This is a genomic window from Streptomyces sp. NPDC059582 (assembly GCF_042735715.1).
In the GTDB taxonomy this organism is placed as follows: Bacteria; Actinomycetota; Actinomycetes; order Streptomycetales; family Streptomycetaceae; genus Streptomyces.
The window spans coordinates 131,405-150,570 of the sequence record NZ_JBHWCC010000011.1; the positions used below are offsets into that span (position 1 = coordinate 131,405).

Annotated in this window: 18 protein-coding genes and 1 pseudogene; 15 read left to right on the forward strand and 4 right to left on the reverse strand. The window is 69.0% G+C overall.

Annotated features, from left to right (window positions below; translation table 11 throughout):
- Positions 1 to 35 precede the first annotated feature (35 nt).
- Positions 36 to 1,076, reverse strand: a complete 1,041-nt coding sequence (locus ACFV0T_RS13105) for a chitinase (protein ID WP_385777671.1) — start codon at positions 1,074 to 1,076, stop codon at positions 36 to 38.
- 317 nt (positions 1,077 to 1,393) lie between these two features.
- On the opposite strand from ACFV0T_RS13105, the gene ACFV0T_RS13110 reads away from it, so the two are divergent.
- The 3 genes and pseudogenes from ACFV0T_RS13110 (at position 1,394) to ACFV0T_RS13120 (ending at position 3,899) form a co-directional block, all read left to right on the forward strand.
- Positions 1,394 to 1,786: a hypothetical protein gene (locus ACFV0T_RS13110; protein ID WP_385777674.1), complete on the forward strand. Its 393-nt coding sequence runs from the start codon at positions 1,394 to 1,396 to the stop codon at positions 1,784 to 1,786.
- Between the two features lie 19 nt (positions 1,787 to 1,805).
- A pseudogene (locus ACFV0T_RS13115) lies at positions 1,806 to 3,083 on the forward strand (polysaccharide deacetylase family protein); the annotation flags it as partial.
- Between the two features lie 120 nt (positions 3,084 to 3,203).
- Complete coding sequence (locus ACFV0T_RS13120) at positions 3,204 to 3,899, forward strand: demethylmenaquinone methyltransferase (RefSeq protein WP_385777677.1); 696 nt, start codon at positions 3,204 to 3,206, stop codon at positions 3,897 to 3,899.
- 123 nt (positions 3,900 to 4,022) lie between these two features.
- Here ACFV0T_RS13120 and ACFV0T_RS13125 read toward each other — a convergent pair whose 3' ends face one another.
- Together ACFV0T_RS13125 and ACFV0T_RS13130 are read right to left on the reverse strand one after the other, a co-directional pair.
- The gene (locus ACFV0T_RS13125; RefSeq protein WP_385777680.1) at positions 4,023 to 4,334 is read right to left on the reverse strand and encodes a PASTA domain-containing protein; all 312 of its coding nucleotides are present in this window, start codon (positions 4,332 to 4,334) and stop codon (positions 4,023 to 4,025) included.
- Positions 4,335 to 4,560: 226 nt separating this feature from the next.
- On the reverse strand, positions 4,561 to 5,067 hold the full coding sequence (locus ACFV0T_RS13130; RefSeq protein WP_385777683.1) for a GNAT family N-acetyltransferase: 507 nt from the start codon (positions 5,065 to 5,067) through the stop codon (positions 4,561 to 4,563).
- A 98-nt stretch (positions 5,068 to 5,165) separates the two neighbouring features.
- On the opposite strand from ACFV0T_RS13130, the gene ACFV0T_RS13135 reads away from it, so the two are divergent.
- The gene (locus ACFV0T_RS13135) at positions 5,166 to 6,452 is read left to right on the forward strand and encodes a geranylgeranyl reductase family protein (RefSeq protein WP_385777686.1); all 1,287 of its coding nucleotides are present in this window, start codon (positions 5,166 to 5,168) and stop codon (positions 6,450 to 6,452) included.
- 298 nt (positions 6,453 to 6,750) lie between these two features.
- On the opposite strand, the gene ACFV0T_RS13140 is transcribed toward ACFV0T_RS13135, so the two are convergent.
- Complete coding sequence (locus ACFV0T_RS13140; RefSeq protein ID WP_385777689.1) at positions 6,751 to 7,563, reverse strand: C40 family peptidase; 813 nt, start codon at positions 7,561 to 7,563, stop codon at positions 6,751 to 6,753.
- Between the two features lie 769 nt (positions 7,564 to 8,332).
- Here ACFV0T_RS13140 and ACFV0T_RS13145 point away from each other — a divergent pair.
- From ACFV0T_RS13145 to nuoK, 11 genes are read left to right on the forward strand one after another with little or no spacing between them, the layout of a single operon-like run.
- A complete protein-coding gene (locus ACFV0T_RS13145; RefSeq protein WP_007383963.1) occupies positions 8,333 to 8,692 on the forward strand; it encodes an NADH-quinone oxidoreductase subunit A in 360 nt (119 codons plus the stop codon).
- Positions 8,693 to 8,705: 13 nt separating this feature from the next.
- Positions 8,706 to 9,260: an NADH-quinone oxidoreductase subunit B family protein gene (locus ACFV0T_RS13150; RefSeq protein WP_007383964.1), complete on the forward strand. Its 555-nt coding sequence runs from the start codon at positions 8,706 to 8,708 to the stop codon at positions 9,258 to 9,260.
- Positions 9,257 to 10,009: an NADH-quinone oxidoreductase subunit C gene (locus ACFV0T_RS13155; protein ID WP_385777691.1), complete on the forward strand. Its 753-nt coding sequence runs from the start codon at positions 9,257 to 9,259 to the stop codon at positions 10,007 to 10,009. Before ACFV0T_RS13150 ends, ACFV0T_RS13155 begins: the two co-directional genes overlap by 4 nt.
- Positions 10,006 to 11,346 (forward strand): NADH-quinone oxidoreductase subunit D, encoded by a 1,341-nt coding sequence (locus ACFV0T_RS13160; RefSeq protein ID WP_385777693.1) that lies wholly within the window; start codon positions 10,006 to 10,008, stop codon positions 11,344 to 11,346. Before ACFV0T_RS13155 ends, ACFV0T_RS13160 begins: the two co-directional genes overlap by 4 nt.
- Before the next feature lie 38 nt (positions 11,347 to 11,384).
- Positions 11,385 to 12,218, forward strand: a complete 834-nt coding sequence (nuoE, locus tag ACFV0T_RS13165) for an NADH-quinone oxidoreductase subunit NuoE (RefSeq protein WP_385777790.1) — start codon at positions 11,385 to 11,387, stop codon at positions 12,216 to 12,218.
- On the forward strand, positions 12,218 to 13,564 hold the full coding sequence (gene nuoF / locus ACFV0T_RS13170) for an NADH-quinone oxidoreductase subunit NuoF (protein WP_385777696.1): 1,347 nt from the start codon (positions 12,218 to 12,220) through the stop codon (positions 13,562 to 13,564). Before nuoE ends, nuoF begins: the two co-directional genes overlap by 1 nt.
- Complete coding sequence (locus tag ACFV0T_RS13175) at positions 13,561 to 16,062, forward strand: NADH-quinone oxidoreductase subunit G (protein ID WP_385777698.1); 2,502 nt, start codon at positions 13,561 to 13,563, stop codon at positions 16,060 to 16,062. Before nuoF ends, ACFV0T_RS13175 begins: the two co-directional genes overlap by 4 nt.
- Positions 16,059 to 17,435 carry an NADH-quinone oxidoreductase subunit NuoH gene (gene nuoH, locus ACFV0T_RS13180; protein WP_385777701.1) on the forward strand — a complete coding sequence of 459 codons (1,377 nt, stop codon included), beginning with the start codon at positions 16,059 to 16,061 and terminating at the stop codon, positions 17,433 to 17,435. Before ACFV0T_RS13175 ends, nuoH begins: the two co-directional genes overlap by 4 nt.
- A complete protein-coding gene (gene nuoI, locus ACFV0T_RS13185; protein ID WP_385777704.1) occupies positions 17,428 to 18,030 on the forward strand; it encodes an NADH-quinone oxidoreductase subunit NuoI in 603 nt (200 codons plus the stop codon). The genes nuoH and nuoI overlap by 8 nt, the downstream gene beginning before the upstream one ends.
- On the forward strand, positions 18,027 to 18,869 hold the full coding sequence (locus ACFV0T_RS13190) for an NADH-quinone oxidoreductase subunit J (protein ID WP_385777707.1): 843 nt from the start codon (positions 18,027 to 18,029) through the stop codon (positions 18,867 to 18,869). The genes nuoI and ACFV0T_RS13190 overlap by 4 nt, the downstream gene beginning before the upstream one ends.
- Positions 18,866 to 19,165, forward strand: coding sequence for an NADH-quinone oxidoreductase subunit NuoK (gene nuoK, locus ACFV0T_RS13195; RefSeq protein ID WP_018568277.1), 300 nt, complete (start codon positions 18,866 to 18,868; stop codon positions 19,163 to 19,165). The genes ACFV0T_RS13190 and nuoK overlap by 4 nt, the downstream gene beginning before the upstream one ends.
- Position 19,166 lies beyond the last annotated feature (1 nt).

The following is a 19,166-nucleotide window of genomic DNA, read 5'->3' on the forward strand; positions in this document are numbered from 1 at the left end:
TGCAGGGAATCAACGTGTTGCTTCCCTGCAAGTCCTCAGCCCGAGAACGCCTGCGCGAACGCCCCCGAACTCTGCTTCACCCCGCTGCAATTGGTCGCCGCGTCGTCCTGTGACGCCTGACCGTCCTCGCACTGCTGGTCGCGGAAGGTGGACCACAGGGACACCCAGGCGATCTCCTTCTCCTCGGCGAACGTCCGCACCTCGGCCGCGTCCGACAGCGAGAACGTCTCGTTGTCGACGTCGTTCACGCCGATCATCGAGGTGAGGGCCATGCCCCGCCAGGCGGCCGCGTCCGACAGGCCGAAGACGTCCTTCAGCTGGGCGTGGGTGGCCTTGGCCGAGGTGAGCGCGTAGTCACCCATGTCGGCGGCGTACGACTCCCCGTAGTTCATCGTCATGATGTTCACCACCGAGACCTGGACGTCGTACTCGTTGGCGGAATCCAGCAGCGCCAGGCCGTCGGAGTCGAGCCCGTTCGGCATCACCGGGAGGGTGAAGGAGACTTCGAGGCCGGGGCGGTCCTTCTGCAGCGAGGCGATCGCCTCGCAGCGCAGGGCGACCGAAGCGGCGTCGGTCAGCTGGGTGCCCTCGATGTCGAAGTCGGCCCGGGTCGCCCCCGCCGCGTCCAGCGCCGCGCCATAGGCGTCCGCGAGCTCCGAGGCACTGTGGCAGACCGACGCCAGTTCCTTGCCGGAGGCCCCGCCGAAGGAGACGCGCACCTCGGCGCCGGACTCGGCCAGCTTCGAGACGCGGGATTTCACGGCTGAGTCCCCGATGGCCTCGGTGCCGTTCCACTTCGGCGTACAGCTGCTGCCGTCCGAGATCACGAAAGCCAGGTTGTACGTCCTCGGGGAGCCCGCGGAGTCGTTGCCGGACGCCTCTCCCGCGCTGACGTACGGCTCGTACGCCGTGCTCGACGCAGCGCTCTCGGATGCGCTCGGCGAGGGGGCGGCGCTGGTCTGTTTCGGTGCTGCGGGTGCCGCGTCCGACATATCGCCGGACCCCGCGGAGCACCCTGTCGTGGCCAGGGCGAACAGGCAGGTCAGCCCGGCCGCCGGCCTCAGGAGACTCCTCATCGCGTATGCACCCGCTCTCGTGATTTCTGTCGCAGAATGGAAACGAAGCGTGATTGCCGAGTGGAAATGTCTCACACCAGGCTGTGGTCTTTCATGGACAGGGGAGACAGGGGACGCACAGGCCGTCCATGGGAAAGCCTGGGCGATGAGGGCAAATCGCCCTTGTAAAGGGGGCATTCAGTCCTGCCCTTTCGATGTCGGGTCGCGCGGGTATTCCGGGGTTCTCTCAGGCAAAAGACAGGTTGGCGTGTTCCTCATGACCGCCTCATAAGTAAGCCAAAGAAGTCGGCACACAAAGACTCCCTAATATCCGTGGAATGCATTCAGAGACTGCCATCGAAAGTCGTGGCGCCGACCGTGGTCGCCGTCGCAAACGCGGCAACGCCGCCGCCGAGGGGCCCGTGTTCGTTGACAACTCGGGACGCAGATCGAAGCTGCTGCGTCGGATCGGCCTCCTTCTCGGCGTCGTCTGCCTCGCATACGCGGGAGTGCTCGGCGCCGCCTTCACGGGCTGGGGGACCGCGCTGAGCCCGTCCTCGCTGCTGCCGTTCGGCGGCGACGCGCGCAGCGGGCAGGGTCCGGGCGGCCTCCAGCCCGACGGCGGTGTCGGCAGCCGGATCGGCCGGCCCAGCGGCATCCCGTCGGCGCCGGCCTCGGGCGCCGCCACCCCGCCGACCTCCTCCGCGTCCGCCGTCGCGGCCGCCAACTGACCGGAACGCGGTCACTCTCATGACGACGACTTCATCCCGCGGCCGACGGCGCGCCCCCACCCGTATCGAACGTGCGGCGGGCAGGGCCGCGGCGTTGCAGAAACCGCGTGTCATCCTCGCTCTGCTGCTCCTGCTCGCCCTTACCTGCGTGATGCTGCTCGACGGCTATCTGCGTGCCGAGGTCGGCGGCGACGAGCGGGTGCGTGACGGAGCGAGCGCGAGCAAGGTCCCCGACAAGGTCCTCGACGCCGGCCCGATCCTCACCTTCCGCGGCGGCCAGGCCACGAGCGTCTCCGTGCCGGACAAGACGATCGCCCTCACCTTCGACGACGGCCCGAACCCCACCTGGACCCCCCAGGTCCTGAAGATCCTCCAGGAGAACGACGTGCCTGGCACGTTCTTCCTGGTCGGCTCGATGGTCTCGCGCTACCCGGGCATCGTGAGGACGATGGTCGATCAGGGCAACGAGGTCGGTATCCACACTTTCACCCATGTCGACCTTTCGTACCAGAGTGACGCCCGCGTCGACCGGGAATTGGAACAGACACAACTCGCGCTGGCGGGCGCGGCCGGCATCACGACCACGCTGTTCCGCGCGCCGTACTCCTCGGAGACGGACGCGATCGACAACTACAGCTGGCCCGTCTACAAGAAGCTCGGCGAGGACGGCTACACCAGCGTCTTCGTCGACACCGACAGCGACGACTGGAAGAAACCGGGCGTCTCGAACATCGTCAAGTGGGCCACGCCGAGCGGCACCGACGGGGCGTCGGTCCTGTTCCACGACGCGGGTGGCGAACGCTCGCAGACGATCGAGGCGTTGCCGCAGTACATCAAGAAGATGAAGGCGAAGGGCTACACCTTCACCACCATCAGCGGCGTCATGCAGGAGGGCAACGCGGCGGGCGCGGGCGCGGGCTCGGGCTCGGGTACGGGCTCGGGCTCGGGTACGGGTACCGGTTCGGGGTCGGCCTCGGGTACCGGTTCGAGTGGGCAGCAGGCGGCGGGTGTCGCCGGGGCCGGGGTGACCGGCGAGCAGCCCGGCGGGACCCGGCCGAACGGCGACGGCGGCACCACCGGCACCGTCTCACGGCTCCAGGCCGCCCACCGGGAGGCCACCGGCGCCACCCTCTACGAGGGCAGGGCCCTGATCGTGGCGGTCGCCGTCTCCGAGTGGACGGTACCCGTGCTCTCGGTGGGGCTCATGGTCGTCGGCGTCGGCGTCATGGGCCGCTTCGGGATGATGCTGATCCTGGCCCGCCGCCACTACAGACAGCGCAACAAACGCCGCTTCGCGTGCTGATGTGCGGATGGGTCGAGGACGTGGCGGCGAGGAAGAGGCCGAGACTGCTGCCGTGACACGTCGGCGGGTGGGCCGGGCGCGGGCGCGTCCGGCCCGTACTGCCACAATGAGCCCGTGACCCGCGCATCCTTGGACAAGCAGCCGCACGAAGTCGCCTCGATGTTCGACAACGTGGCGGAACGGTACGACCTCACCAACGACGTGCTGTCCCTCGGCCAGGACCGCCGATGGCGCAGGGAGGTCGCGACGGCGGTGGACGCCCGTCCGGCGCAGAAGATCCTCGACCTGGCCGCCGGTACGGCGACGTCGTCGCTGCCCTTCGCCCGCACCGGCGCGTACGTCGTCCCCTGCGACTTCTCCCTCGGCATGCTCCAGGTCGGCAAGAAGCGCAACGCCTGGCTGCCCTTCACGGCCGGCGACGCGACGCGGCTGCCCTTCAAGGACGACACCTTCGACGCCGTCACGATCTCCTTCGGGCTGCGCAACGTGCAGGACACCGACACCGCCCTGCGCGAGATGTACCGGGTGACGAAGCCCGGCGGCCGGGTCGTGATCTGCGAGTTCTCCCATCCGACCTGGGCGCCCTTCCGGACCGCCTACACCGAATACCTGATGCGGGCCCTGCCGCCGGTCGCCCGCGCGGTGTCCTCCAACCCCGACGCCTACGTCTACCTCGCCGAGTCCATCCGCGCCTGGCCCGACCAGCCCGCGCTCGCCGAGCGGCTGCGCGGGGCCGGCTGGTCGAAGGTGGCGTGGCGGAACCTGAGCGGCGGCATCGTCGCCCTGCACCGGGGCTTCAAGCAGGCCTGAGGGCCGTCCGGCCGGGCCGCCTGTCCCAGGTCCCGGCCGGCCGGACCGTCTGTCCCAGGTCCCGGGCGGAGACGGTGCCGGTCACGGTCATGGGTCCCGGCCGGTGGTGCCTGGTCCCTGGTCCTACCTGGTCACCTCGAAGGCGTCCCCGGGTTCGCCCAGCTCACGCTGGAGTCCGCCCCCGGACGGGTTCGGGATGCGTGGCTCGCGCACGCCGGCGCCTCCGCCGCCCTCTCCCTCGCCGAGGTCGAACCACACGGTGACGACGGCGCCGCGTGGCACCTCGACACCGGGCGGCGGGTACTGCCGTACGACGTAGTCGACGACCGTGCGGTGGAACTCGGGCCGGTCGGGTGCGGCCAGCAGCACGCCGTGGGCCGCGGCGGCCTCGCGTGCGTCCACGGCCATCAGGCCGACGAACTTGGGCACGCGCACTTCGGGTGTTTTGGGTGTTATGCGCACAGATGTCACCCCCAGCGGTACTGGAAGGGTAACCGCCCAGGGGTGAGGTCCGGAAGCGGTGGATGTCTTTCTGTAACCAACGACTACTGTGCGTCACTGATCGTTTCTGTCGACGGTCCGGTCGAGCCCATGGAGCCGATGGAGCCGGTCGAGCCGGTCGAGCCGGTCGGTCCGGTCGGTCCGGTCGGACCCTCCGGGGTCACAGGTCGAGCCGGTAGCAGTGGCCTTCCTTGTTCGACGTGGGGGTCGTGAAGACCTCGGCGAGGTTCATACCCAGCCGCTGGGTGACCGCGATCGACCGGGCGTTCTGGGCGAGGACCATCGCGACCACGCTCGGCACCCCCGCCGCCCGCACCCGCTCCAGCGTCATCCACGCGGCCGCGGTCACGTATCCCTGGCCCCAGTACTCCCGCGCGAGCCGCCAGCCGATCTCGATCTCGCCCTTCGGGCCCCAGTCCTGCGGCCACGGCTGCGCACCCGTGAAACCGATGACCTGGTCGGACTCGTCCAGCATCGTCCAGAGGCAGAAGCCACGTTCCGCGTCGTGCCGGCGCTGGCGGGCCGTGAGTTCCTCGTAGACGGACAACTCCGCTGATCTGCCGCCGTGGAACTCCATGACGTCCGGATCGTCGAAGATCCGGTGCCAGGCGACGGCGTCCTCGTCGGTGGGAACACGCAGGCGTACTACGGGCAGAGCTCGGTTCACTGGGCAGCCCTTCAGCCGGGTGATCAATTCTGCTGAATAGACTGCCCGTGTCCAGTGCCGGTCGGCACGCAGATTTCGAACCTTGGGGAGTTCCCGCCGTGACCGAGCCCCTCTCCGACAACAGCGCCGACGTGATCGTCGTGGGCGCGGGGCCAGCCGGCTCCACCACCGCCTACCACCTGGCCCAGGCCGGCCTCGACGTACTCCTGCTGGAGAAGACCGAGTTCCCGCGCGAGAAGGTCTGCGGTGACGGACTCACCCCGCGGGCCGTGAAGCAGCTCGTCGCGATGGGCATCGACATCTCGGAGGAGGCGGGCTGGCTCCGCAACAAGGGGCTCAGGATCATCGGCGGAGGCGTGCGCCTCCAGCTCGACTGGCCGGATCTCGCCTCCTTCCCCGACTACGGACTCGTCCGCAAGCGCGACGACTTCGACGAGCAGCTCGCCCGCCAGGCGCAGAAGGCGGGTGCGCGCCTCTACGAGCGCTGCAACGTCTCCGGCCCGGTCCTCGACGACCGCACCGGCCGTATCGTCGGCGTGACGGCCAAGCTCGGCGAGGAGAAACGGGAGGTCACCTTCCGTGCCCCGCTCGTGGTGGCCGCCGACGGCAACTCCACCCGGCTGTCCCTGGCGATGGGCCTGCACCGCCGCGAGGACCGGCCGATGGGCGTCGCGGTGCGCACGTACTTCACCTCGCCGCGCCACGAGGACGACTACCTGGAGTCCTGGCTGGAGCTGTGGGACCGCCGAGGTCCCGGCGAGGACCGCCTGCTGCCCGGCTACGGCTGGATCTTCGGCATGGGCGACGGCACGTCGAACGTCGGCCTGGGCGTCCTCAACACCTCGGACTCCTTCAAGGAGCTCGACTGGCGCGAGGTCCTGAAGGCCTGGTGCGCGTCCATGCCCGAGGACTGGGGGTACACCCCGGACAACATGACCGGCCCGATCCGCGGTGCGGCCCTTCCCATGGCCTTCAACCGCCAGCCCCACTACACCAAGGGCCTGCTCCTCGTCGGCGACGCCGGCGGCCTGGTGAACCCCTTCAACGGCGAGGGCATCGCCTACGCCATGGAGTCCGGCGCGCTCGCCGCCGAGGTCATCGTCCAGGCCCACGCCCGCTCGACCCCGGCGCAGCGCGAGACGGCCCTGCACCACTACCCGCGCGTCCTCAAGGACACCTACGGCGGCTACTACACGCTGGGCCGGGGCTTCGTGAAGCTCATCGGCAACCCGAAGGTCATGAAGATCGCGGCCCAGCGGGGCCTGAGCCACCCGCTCCTGATGAAGTTCACCCTCAAGCTCCTCGCCAACCTCACGGACCCGACCGGCGGCGACGCGATGGACCGCATCATCAACGGCCTCAGCAAGGTGGCCCCGAAGGCCTGACCCCCGGCCGGAGGCTCCGGGATGCCGGAGCCTCTGCCTGGCGGGCGTCCGGAGCCTCTGCCCGGCGGGCGTCCGGAGCCCCTGCGTGTCCGGCATCCGGAACCCCTGCGTGTCCGGGCGGGGCGGGAGCGGAATGCGGGCGGTCGCCCGCGAAAAGGCGTCAACACATCACGCGATGTGGACAATACGGGCGCATGGGTCGTTGCCGGGAGGAGTCGCTCCCGGATCCGGATGTGCCGGAAGGGCCGCTGCCCCCGAGCGGCTGCGGCCCTTCAGCCCGTACGGCTGTGCGCGTGCCTCAGAGCACCCGCACCGCGCCGGTCGGCGGGTCGTACGACAGGGGCTTCTCCACGACGCCCGTGGAGGAGTTCTGCGCACCGACGAACATGCCGTCGCCGACGTACACCGCCACGTGGTAGGCGTTGCCCGCGCTGCCCCAGTAGAGGATGTCGCCCGGCTGAAGGTTGCTCAGCGAGACCTGGGTGCCGGCGACCGACTGGTCCTGGGAGACGCGCGGCAGGTTGATGCCGACCTGCTTGAAGGCGGCCTGCACCATGCCGGAGCAGTCCCACGAGTTGGGGCCGGTGCCGCCGCTGACGTAGGCGTCGCCGATCTGGGCCTTCACGAAGGCGATGACGGCCGCGGCCGAACCGGTCGCCGTCGACGAGCTGCTCGACGAGCTGCCCGTGGAGACGTTCGCGGAGACGCCGAGCGTGGTCCGGTCAGCGTTGCGCGAGGCGCGCTCCGCGGCCGCCTTGCGGGCGGTCTCGGCGGCCTTCTTCTTGGCCTGCGCCTTCAGCTTCGCCTCAGCGAGGTCCGCCTTGGCCTGCTTTGCGGCGTTTGCGGCGGCCGCGTCGCGTTCGGCCTGGAGTTCATAGTTCGCGGCGGTCTGCTGCGTGGCGTCCGCGGACTGGGCGACCTGGGCGGCCAGGTCGGCGGTCAGGGCAGGCAGTTCGATGGTCTGCGTGACCGGTTCGGCGGCGTTCGCGCCGGACGCCCCGGCGACGGCCAGGGTGCTGAGGACGCCACCGGCGACTCCGGCCCGCATCGCGATGGTCGACGCGCTGCGGCGGGGTTTCCGGTGGCTACGTATGTGAGCGGTGTGGGACATGGGTACAAGCGGTATCAGGGGCTCCTCCATACCTTCAAGGAACGTGTGCTGCGCCACAATTGTTCAATGGGGCCCCTCAATACCGGTCGCGTCACTCTTTATTGACGCCGTAACGGACATTGCGGGCACACGTGATCAAGCCTGTGATCATGTACTTTCGCTGTTACGCCCGAATTGCCCCCGACTTACCACCGGTTGAGGCCATTGGCCAACACCCGTTCTCAGACGACTCTCATGGATGTGGCGGAGGTCACGGAACGGTCACCCGGTCCGTCGCGTCCCGCGCGGGGGTCACCTCTCGTTCACCCCTGACCCACATCCGGGTGAGCTCGTGAACGCGTGCACGCGTCCACACCTCGCCGCGCACCTCCCTCTGATGTGTGAACGCGGACCTCTATCAAGAGTTCGGGTCCGGTGCCAATTTGCATGCAAGAGAAGTCTCTTGATATGGAGACGACCCTCTTCACCTGCGGCGACGAGCGGAAATGTCACCTCTGGTGACCACTCGAACGCTTCACGTACGAAGATCACCGCTCATCCGACTTCATGATCCTTCGTCAGGTGGTGGAGATCACAAAGCTTGTGCAATACCCCGTGTCGCAGATCACAGACCGGCGGGCATAGGATGCGAGGCGGTTGGGCTTGTGACCTGCTTCACATGTTCGCGATCTTCGTCTGGACGGGCGGAGCCCGCGGGACTGTCAGGGCGGGTGTCACGGGCCTGACGCAACCGCCACCAGTCAGTGCCGACTGAGAGGAGCGAGGAGCGGTGAACGCGTATGCGCCCATCCTCGTACTGGGAGCCCTCGGGGCAGGCTTTGCGATCTTCTCCGTGGTCATGGCCACGCTGATCGGTCCGAAGCGGTACAACCGCGCCAAGCTCGAGGCCTACGAGTGCGGCATCGAGCCGACCCCCACGCCGGCCGGCGGCGGGCGCTTCCCCATCAAGTACTACCTGACGGCGATGCTCTTCATCGTCTTCGACATCGAGATCGTCTTCCTCTACCCGTGGGCCGTCACCTTCGACGCCCTGGGTGTGTTCGGGCTCGTGGAGATGCTGCTCTTCGTGCTCACCGTCTTCGTCGCCTACGCGTATGTGTGGCGGCGCGGCGGGCTGGAATGGGACTGAGGGGCCAAAGGACATGGGACTCGAAGAAAAGCTGCCGAGCGGCTTCCTGCTGACCACCGTCGAGCAGGCCGCGGGCTGGGTGCGCAAGGCGTCCGTCTTCCCCGCCACGTTCGGCCTGGCCTGCTGCGCCATCGAGATGATGACCACCGGCGCCGGGCGTTACGACCTGGCGCGCTTCGGCATGGAGGTCTTCCGGGGCTCTCCACGCCAGGCGGACCTGATGATCGTCGCCGGCCGGGTGAGCCAGAAGATGGCGCCGGTGCTGCGGCAGGTCTACGACCAGATGCCGAACCCCAAGTGGGTCATCTCCATGGGTGTCTGCGCCTCCTCCGGCGGCATGTTCAACAACTACGCGATCGTCCAGGGCGTCGACCACATCGTCCCCGTCGACATCTATCTGCCCGGCTGTCCGCCGCGGCCCGAGATGCTGATGGACGCGATCCTCAAGCTCCACCAGAAGATCCAGTCCTCCAAGCTCGGCGTGAACGCCGAGGAAGCGGCCCGGGAGGCGGAGGAAGCGGCGCTCAAGGCCCTGCCCACGATCGAGATGAAGGGGCTGCTGCGATGAGCGGCGCGAACGGCAACGGCGGCGCCGACGGGGTCAACCCCGAGAAGGACCTGGCCGCCGACAACCTCCCCGGACAGCGCGGTGAGGGAGGTGAGGAGATCCGCGTCCAGCGCGGCATGTTCGGCGCCAACAACGGCGGCGACACCTCCGGCTACGGCGGCCTGGTCCGCTCGGTCCGGCTTCCGGGACCGGCGAGCCGTCCCTACGGCGGCTGGTTCGACGAGGTCGCCGACGAGCTCGAGGGCGCGCTGGAGGAACAGGGCCTCCTCGCCGGGAACGCGATCGAGAACACGATCGTCGACCGCGACGAACTCACCTTCCACATCGAACGCGAGCATCTGGTCCGCGTCGCCCGCACCCTGCGCGACGACCCGGCCCTGCGCTTCGAACTCTGCACCGGCGTCAGCGGGGTCCACTACCCGAGCGACAAGGGCCGAGAGCTGCACGCCGTCTACCACCTGCGCTCGATCACCCACAACAGGCTGATCCGGCTCGAGGTCAGCGCGCCGGACAGCGACCCGCACATCCCGTCCCTGGTCTCCGTCTACCCGACGAACGACTGGCACGAGCGGGAGACCTACGACTTCTTCGGGATCGTCTTCGACGGTCACCCGGCCCTGACGCGGATCATGATGCCGGACGACTGGCAGGGCCACCCGCAGCGCAAGGACTACCCCCTCGGCGGCATCGCCGTCGAGTACAAGGGCGCCCAGATCCCGGCTCCGGACCAGCGGAGGTCGTACTCGTGAGCACGCAGCCAGCATCCGCCGAGTCCGCGGCCTCGGCGCGGGAGACCACCGAAGGCACCGTCTACACGGTCACCGGTGGCGACTGGGACGAGGTCGTCCAGTCCGCGGCCCGTGCCGACGACGAACGCATCGTCGTCAACATGGGTCCCCAGCACCCGTCCACCCATGGAGTGCTCCGTCTCATCCTGGAGATCGAGGGCGAGACGGTCACCGAGGCCCGCTGCGGCATCGGCTATCTGCACACCGGGATCGAGAAGAACCTCGAGTTCCGCACGTGGACGCAGGGCACCACCTTCGTCACGCGCATGGACTACCTGACGTCCTTCTTCAACGAGACCGCCTACTGCCTCGCCGTCGAGAAGCTGCTCGGCATCGAGGACCAGATCACCGAGCGAGCCAAGATCATCCGGGTGCTCCTGATGGAGCTGAACCGGATGTCCTCCCACCTGGTGTGCATCGCCACCGGCGGCATGGAACTCGGCGCCACCACGATCATGATCTACGGATTCCGTGATCGTGAAATGATTCTCGACATCTACGAGCTCATCACGGGCCTGCGGATGAACCACGCGTACATCCGCCCCGGCGGACTCGCCCAGGACCTGCCGCCCGGCGCGGTGGACCAGATCCGCGAGTTCGTGAAGAAGATGAAGAAGAACCTCCCGGAGTACGACAAGCTCGCCACCGGGAACCCCATCTTCAAGGCCCGCATGCAGGACGTCGGCTATCTCGATCTGGCCGGCTGCATGGCCCTCGGAGCCACCGGCCCGATCCTGCGCTCCACCGGCCTGCCGCACGACCTGCGCAAGACGCAGCCGTACTGCGACTACGAGACGTACGACTTCGAGATCCCGACCGCCGACTCCTGCGACTCCTACGGCCGCTTCCTGATCCGGCTGGAGGAGATGCGCCAGTCGCTCGCCATCGTCGAGCAGTGTCTGGACCGGCTTCAGCCCGGCCCAGTCATGGTCACCGACAAGAAGATCGCCTGGCCCGCCCAGCTCGCCCTGGGGCCGGACGGTCTCGGCAACTCCCTCGACCACATCAAGAAGATCATGGGCACCTCCATGGAGGCCCTGATCCACCACTTCAAGCTCGTCACCGAGGGCTTCCGCGTACCGCCGGGACAGGCGTACGTGGCGGTCGAGTCGCCCAAGGGCGAGCTCGGGGTGCACGCCGTGTCCGACGGCGGCACCCGTCCCTACCGGGTCCACTTCCGTGACCCGTCCTTCACCAACCTTCAGGCCATGGCGGCGATGTGCGAGGGCGGCCAGGTCGCCGACGTCATCGTCGCCGTCGCGTCCATCGACCCCGTGATGGGAGGCGTCGACCGGTGACCACCACCAGTTCTTCGGAGCGGGGCGTCAGTCTGGGCATGCCCGAACTGCCCGCGCCCGGCTACCCGGACGACGTCCGCGCCCGGCTCGAGGCCGACGCCCGCGAGATCATCGCGCGCTATCCGGACTCCCGGTCGGCCCTCCTGCCGTTGCTGCATCTCGTGCAGTCGGAGGAGGGACACGTCACCCGCACCGGCATGCGCTTCTGCGCGGATGCGCTGGATCTGACCACTGCCGAGGTCACCGCGGTCGCGACCTTCTACACGATGTACCGGCGCAGGCCGAGCGGCGACTACCAGGTGGGCGTCTGCACCAACACGCTGTGCGCGGTGATGGGCGGCGACGCGATCTTCGAGACGCTCCAGGAGCACCTGGGCGTCGGCAACGGCGAGACCACCGACGACGGCAAGGTCACCCTGGAGCACATCGAGTGCAACGCGGCCTGCGACTTCGCGCCGGTCGTGATGGTCAACTGGGAGTTCTTCGACAACCAGACCCCGGGCAGCGCCAAGCGCCTCGTGGACGACCTGCGCGCGGGACGGCCCGTCGAGCCCACGCGCGGGGCGCCGATGTGCACCTTCAAGGAGACCGCGCGGATCCTGGCCGGCTTCCCCGACGAGCGCGAGGGCGCGGTCGAGGCCGGCGGCAGTGCGGGACCCGCGTCGCTGGTGGGACTCCGCCTGGCCAGGGGAGAGGCCGCACCCGCGCGCGTGGTCCATCCGCGCGACGGCGGCCCGCACGACGAGCCGCAGGACGGGGCCGTGCACGAGCCCTCGCCCACCGAGCATCTGAGCTCACACGACGCGCCGCAGGACACGTCGGCCTCCGACCCCGCCCACCCGGCAGGGCCCGCCGCCGAGGAGGGGGAGTGATGACCTTGGCACCCGAGCTGAAAGACACCAGCCCCGAGAAGCTGCTCGCACCCGTCCTGTCGGCCTTCTGGGACGAGGAGGGGTCCTGGACGCTGGACGTCTACCGAAGGCACGATGGATACGAGGGGCTCCGCAAGGCGCTCGCCATGTCGCCGGACGACCTGATCGCGTACGTCAAGGACTCCGGTCTGCGCGGGCGCGGCGGCGCGGGATTCCCGACGGGAATGAAATGGCAGTTCATTCCCCAGGGTGATGGAAAACCGCATTATCTAGTTGTCAACGCCGACGAGTCGGAGCCCGGAACCTGTAAGGACATTCCGCTCCTCTTCGCGAACCCGCACAGCCTCATCGAGGGCATTGTGATCGCGTGCTATGCCATCAGGTCGTCGCATGCCTTCATCTATCTGCGTGGTGAGGTCGTCCCAGTTCTGCGGCGGTTGCACGAGGCCGTGCGCGAGGCCTACGCGGCCGGCTACCTCGGCGAGAACATTTTGGGCAGCGGCCTCGATCTCGAACTCACCGTGCACGCCGGGGCGGGCGCGTACATCTGCGGTGAGGAGACCGCGCTGCTCGACTCGCTCGAAGGCCGCCGTGGTCAACCGCGGCTGCGTCCCCCCTTCCCTGCGGTCGCGGGCCTCTACGCGTGCCCGACTGTGGTGAATAACGTCGAGTCGATCGCGTCGGTTCCCGCCATTCTGCACCGGGGCAAGGAATGGTTCAGGTCGATGGGCAGCGAGAAGTCCCCGGGCTTCACGCTCTACTCGCTCAGCGGCCATGTCGCCAGCCCCGGCCAGTACGAGGCCCCGCTCGGCATCACGCTGCGCCAGCTCCTGGAGATGAGCGGCGGGATGCGCCCGGGGCACCGGTTGAAGTTCTGGACGCCCGGCGGTTCCTCGACGCCGATGTTCACCGACGAGCACCTCGACGTCCCTCTTGACTACGAAGGAGTGGGCGCCGCGGGTTCCATGCTCGGCACAAAAGCTCTTCAGTGCTTCGACGAGACGACCTGTGTCGTCCGCGCCGTCACGCGCTGGACCGAGTTCTACGCCCACGAGTCCTGCGGCAAGTGCACGCCGTGCCGCGAAGGCACCTACTGGCTGGTGCAACTGCTGCGGGACATCGAGGCCGGCAAGGGCGCCCTGTCCGACCTCGACAAGCTGAACGACATCGCCGACAACATCAACGGCAAGTCCTTCTGCGCCCTCGGCGACGGTGCCGCCTCGCCGATCTTCTCCTCGCTGAAGTACTTCCGCGAGGAGTACGAGCAGCACATCACGGGCCGCGGCTGCCCCTTCGACCCCGCCCGGTCGACGGCCTGGGCCGACCGCACGGAGGTGAACGCATGACCGTGACCACCAGCGCTCCCTCCGGAGGGGGAGAAGCGGCGGTCCCGCCGGAGGACCTCGTCTCGCTGACCATCGACGGCGCCGAGATCAGCGTGCCCAAGGGCACCCTGGTCATCCGGGCCGCCGAGCAGCTCGGCATCGAGATCCCCCGTTTCTGCGACCACCCGCTCCTCGATCCGGTCGGCGCCTGCCGCCAGTGCATCGTCGAGGTCGAGGGCCAGCGCAAGCCCATGGCGTCCTGCACGATCACGTGCACGGACGGCATGGTGGTGAAGACCCACCTCACCTCCCCGGCCGCCGAGAAGGCGCAGCACGGTGTGATGGAGCTGCTCCTCATCAACCATCCGCTGGACTGCCCGGTCTGCGACAAGGGCGGCGAGTGCCCCCTGCAGAACCAGGCGATGTCCCACGGCAACGCCGAGTCCCGCTTCGAGGGCCGGAAGCGCACGTACGAGAAGCCCGTCCCGATCTCCACGCAGGTGCTGCTCGACCGCGAGCGGTGCGTGCTGTGCGCCCGCTGCACCCGCTTCTCCAACCAGGTCGCGGGCGACCCGATGATCGAGCTGCTCGAACGGGGCGCGCTCCAGCAGGTCGGCACCGGAGAGGGCGACCCGTTCGAGTCGTACTTCTCCGGCAACACCATCCAGATCTGCCCGGTCGGCGCGCTGACCTCGGCGGCGTATCGCTTCCGCTCCCGCCCCTTCGACCTCGTCTCCTCGCACTCGGTGTGCGAGCACTGCTCCGGCGGCTGTGCCACGCGCACCGACCACCGGCGCGGCAAGGTCATGCGGCGACTCGCGGCCCCCGACCCGGAGGTCAACGAGGAGTGGATCTGCGACAAGGGGCGGTTCGCGTTCCGGTACGCGCAGCAGCGCGACCGGATCGAGACGCCGCTGGTGCGCAACGCCGCCGGTGCCCTGGAGCCCGCGTCCTGGCCGGAGGCCCTGGAGGCGGCGGCCCAGGGACTGGCCGCGGCCCGCTCCCGGTCCGGTGTCCTCGTCGGCGGCCGCCTCACCGTCGAGGACGCCTACGCGTACAGCAAGTTCGCGCGCGTGGCGCTCGACACCAACGACATCGACTTCCGCGCGCGCGTGCACAGCAGCGAGGAGGCCGACTTCCTGGCCGCCCGGGTCGCCGGTCGCGGCCGTGACCTCGACGGCGCGGGCGTCACGTACACGTCCCTGGAGAACGCGCCTGCCGTCCTGCTGGTCGGCTTCGAGTCCGAGGAGGAGGCCCCCGGCGTCTTCCTGCGGCTGCGCAAGGCCTGGCGCAAGCACGGCCAGCGGGTGTTCTCGCTGGCGACGTACGCCACGCGCGGCCTGGAGAAGGCGGGCGGCACGCTGCTGCCGGCGGCTCCGGGCACCGAGACCGAGTGGCTGGACGCGCTCGCGAGCGGGTTCGGTCTGGAGGACGGCGGCGCCAAGGCCGCCGAGGCACTGCGCGCCGAGGGCGCGGTGATCGCCGTCGGTGAGCGGCTGGCCGGTGTGGCCGGCGGACTGACCGCGGCGGTACGGGCCGCTTTCGCGACCGGCGCGCAGCTGGTCTGGATCCCCCGCCGGGCGGGGGAGCGCGGTGCGATCGAGGCGGGTGCGCTGCCGACTCTGCTGCCGGGCGGGCGTCCGGCCACCGACCCGCGCGCGCGGGACGAGGTCGCGGCCGTCTGGGGCCTGGCCGAACTGCCGCACGGCTTCGGCCGTGACACCGGACAGATCGTCGAGGCAGCGGCCGGCGGCGCACTCCAGGCGCTGGTGGTGGCCGGTGTCGAGGTCGCGGACCTGCCCGACCCGGCACGCGCGCGTGAGGCGTTGGCCGCGGTGGGCTTCCTGGTGTCGCTGGAACTGCGGTCCAGCGAGGTCACCGAGCACGCGGACGTCGTACTCCCGGTCGCCGCGGTCGCCGAGAAGGCGGGCAGCTTCCTCAACTGGGAGGGCAGGGTCCGCTCCTTCGAGGCCGCGCTCAAGCCCGACCAGGTCACCCGCCGGCTGGCACCCACCGACGCGCGCGTGCTGCAGATGCTCGCCGACGCCATGGACGTCCACCTCGGGCTGCCGGACCTGCGGACCGCGCGCGCGGAGCTGGACCGGCTCGGCGCGTGGGACGGACCGCGGGCCGGCGATCCGCTCGGCACCGCGGGCGTGCTGCCTCGTCCGGCGGCCGGTGAGGCGGTACTCGCCGGACACCGGCTGCTGCTCGACCGGGGTCGCCTCCAGGAGGGCGACGAGGCGCTCGCCGGAACACGGCACGCGGCACACGTGCGTGTGTCGGCCGCCACGGCCGCCGAGGCGGGCGTCAAGGACGGCGACGTCATGGCCGTCACCGGCACGGCCGGAACGGTCGAACTCCCCCTGGAAGTGACCGAGATGCCCGACCGGGTGGTCTGGCTCCCGCTGAACTCCGCCGGCGGCGGCGTTGCCTCCGACACCGGGGCGCTGCCCGGCGCCCTCGTCCGCATCGGTCCGGCGACGCTCGCCGAAGCCCCCAAGGAGGTGGAGGCATGAGCCCGTATCTCGCCGCTGAAGACCTCTCGATGTTCGGCCACGACCCCTGGTGGCTGGTCGTCGTCAAAGCGGTGTTCTGCTTCGCCTTCCTCATGGTGACCGTGCTGTTCTCCATCGTGTGGGAGCGCAAGGTCGTCGCCTGGATGCAGCTGCGCATCGGACCCAACCGGCACGGCCCCTGGGGCATGCTCCAGTCGCTCGCCGACGGCGTGAAACTGATGCTCAAGGAAGACCTCATCGTCAAGCGCGCGGACAAGGTGGTCTACGTCCTCGCGCCGATCGTCGCGGCCATCCCGGCCTTCATGGCGATCGCGGTGATCCCCTTCGGCCCGGCCGGCAACGAGATCTCGATCTTCGGCCAGCGCACCACGATGCAGCTCACCGACCTCCCGATCGCGATGCTCTACATCCTCGCGGTCGCCTCGGTCGGCATCTACGGCATCGTGCTGGCGGGCTGGAGCTCCGGTTCCACCTACCCGCTCCTCGGTGGCCTGCGGTCCTGCGCGCAGATGATCTCGTACGAGATCGCGATGGGCGCCGCGTTCGCCTCGGTGTTCCTCTACTCGGGTTCGATGTCGACGTCGACGATCGTCGAGCAGCAGCACGATCGCTGGTACATCCTCCTGCTGCCGGTCTCCTTCGTGATCTACATCGTGACGATGGTCGGTGAGACCAACCGTGCCCCCTTCGACATGCCGGAGTCCGAGGGCGACCTGGTCGGCGGCTTCAACACCGAGTACTCGTCGATCAAGTTCGCGCTGTTCATGCTCGCCGAGTACGTGAACATGGTGACGGTCTCGGCCGTGTCGACCACGCTCTTCCTCGGCGGCTGGCGGGCTCCCTGGCCGATCAGCACCTTCTGGGAGGGCGCGAACCACGGCTGGTGGCCGATGCTCTGGTTCGTGGTGAAGGTGCAGCTGCTGCTGTTCGGCTTCATCTGGCTGCGCGGCACGCTGCCCCGGGTCCGCTACGACCAGCTGATGAAGCTCGGCTGGAAGGTCCTCATCCCGGTCTCCGTGGTCTGGCTGATGCTCGTCGCCACCGTGCGGACCCTGAAGAACGAGAACTACGACTTCGCCGACATCGCCCTCTACGTCGGCGGCGGGGTCCTCGTCCTGCTGCTGTTGTCCTTCGTCGCCGACATCTTCCGCGACAAGGCCGGCCGGGCCGAGCAGCCCGCCGAACAACCGGTCGGCTTCGACCCGATGGCCGGCGGATTCCCCGTACCCCCGCTGCCGGGACAGGAGCTACCGCCGGTGCCCCGGCGCCGCCCGCACCGCGAGCGGGAGTTGATTGTCAGTGGTGGATCCGATACTGCGAGTGACGGATCGATCGGCGGATCTCGTGACGGAAAGGAGGCGTCCGATGGCTGAGGAGCCCAAGGAGACCAAGCCCGGTTTCCAGAACCCCGTGGCCGGCTTCGGCGTGACCTTCAAGGCCATGTTCAAGAAGCGGCTGACCGAGCAGTACCCGGAACAGCAGAAGACCACTGCTCCGCGCTTCCACGGACGGCACCAGCTCAACCGCCATCCGGACGGCCTGGAGAAGTGCGTCGGCTGCGAGCTGTGCGCCTGGGCCTGCCCCGCCGACGCGATCTACGTCGAGGGCGCGGACAACACGGACGAGGAACGCTACTCGCCGGGCGAGCGGTACGGCCGCGTCTACCAGATCAACTACGCCCGCTGCATCCTGTGCGGCCTGTGCATCGAGGCGTGCCCCACGCGTGCGTTGACGATGACCAACGAGTTCGAGCTGGCCGACTCCAGCCGCGCCAACCTGATCTACACCAAGGAGCAACTGCTCGCGGGTCTCGACCAGGACATGGTGGACACCCCGCACGCCATCTACCCGGGGATGGACGAGCAGGACTACTACCGGGGACTCGTCACCGAGGCCGCGCCCGGCACCGAGCGCCAGGTCGCCGTCTCCCAGGGCGAACTGCCCGGGGAGCAGGAGGTGGGGGCATGAGCGCGCAGCTCGCCGCCTACTCCACCTCCACCGGAGAGGCCTTCCAGTTCTGGGTCCTCGGCTCGGTCGCCGTGATCGGCGCCCTGTGCACCGTCTTCATGAAGAAGGCCGTGCACAGCGCGCTCTGTCTCGCCGGGACCATGATCGTCCTGGCGGTGTTCTACCTCGCCAACGGCGCCTACTTCCTCGGCATCGTGCAGATCGTCGTCTACACCGGCGCGATCATGATGCTGTTCCTGTTCGTGGTGATGCTCGTCGGCGTCACCGCGGCGGACTCGCTGAAGGAGACCATCAGGGGCCAGCGGTGGCTGGCCCTCCTCAGCGGTCTCGGCTTCGGCATCCTGCTCATGGCGGGCATCGGGAACGCCTCCCTGACCGAGTTCAACGGCCTGGGCCAGGCCAACGCGAACGGCAACGTGGAGGGGCTGGCCGCCCTCATCTTCACCAAGTACGTCTTCGCCTTCGAGATCACCGGCGCACTGCTGATCACCGCGGCCGTCGGCGCGATGGTGCTCACCCACCGTGAGCGCACCGAGCGGGCGAAGACGCAGCGGGAACTGGCCGAACAGCGGGTGCGCGAGGGCAAGCACGTGCCGCCGCTGCCGGCGCCCGGTGTCTACGCCCGGCACAACGCCGTGGACATCGCGGGTCTGCTGCCCGACGGCACCCCGTCCGAGCTCACGGTCAGCAAGACGCTGCGGGACCGCGGCCAGATCCGTGACGTGTCCGCCGAGGCGCTCAACGACCTGCGGGCGCTGGAACAGCGCGCGCAGGAGCGCCTGGAGCGGACCGAGATCGAGCCGACGACCTTCAAGCGGGCCGAGGAGGCGTCGAAGTGAACCCGGTCAACTACCTCTACCTCGCCGCCCTGTTGTTCACGATCGGCGCCACCGGCGTCCTGATCCGACGCAACGCCATCGTGGTCTTCATGTGCGTCGAGCTCATGCTGAACGCCTGCAACCTCGCGTTCGTCGTCTTCTCCCGGATGCACGGCAATCTCGACGGCCAGATCATCGCCTTCTTCACGATGGTCGTCGCCGCCGCGGAGGTCGTGGTGGGTCTCGCGATCATCGTGTCGCTGTTCCGTTCCCGCCACTCGGCCTCGGTCGACGACGCCAGCCTGATGAAGCTGTAAG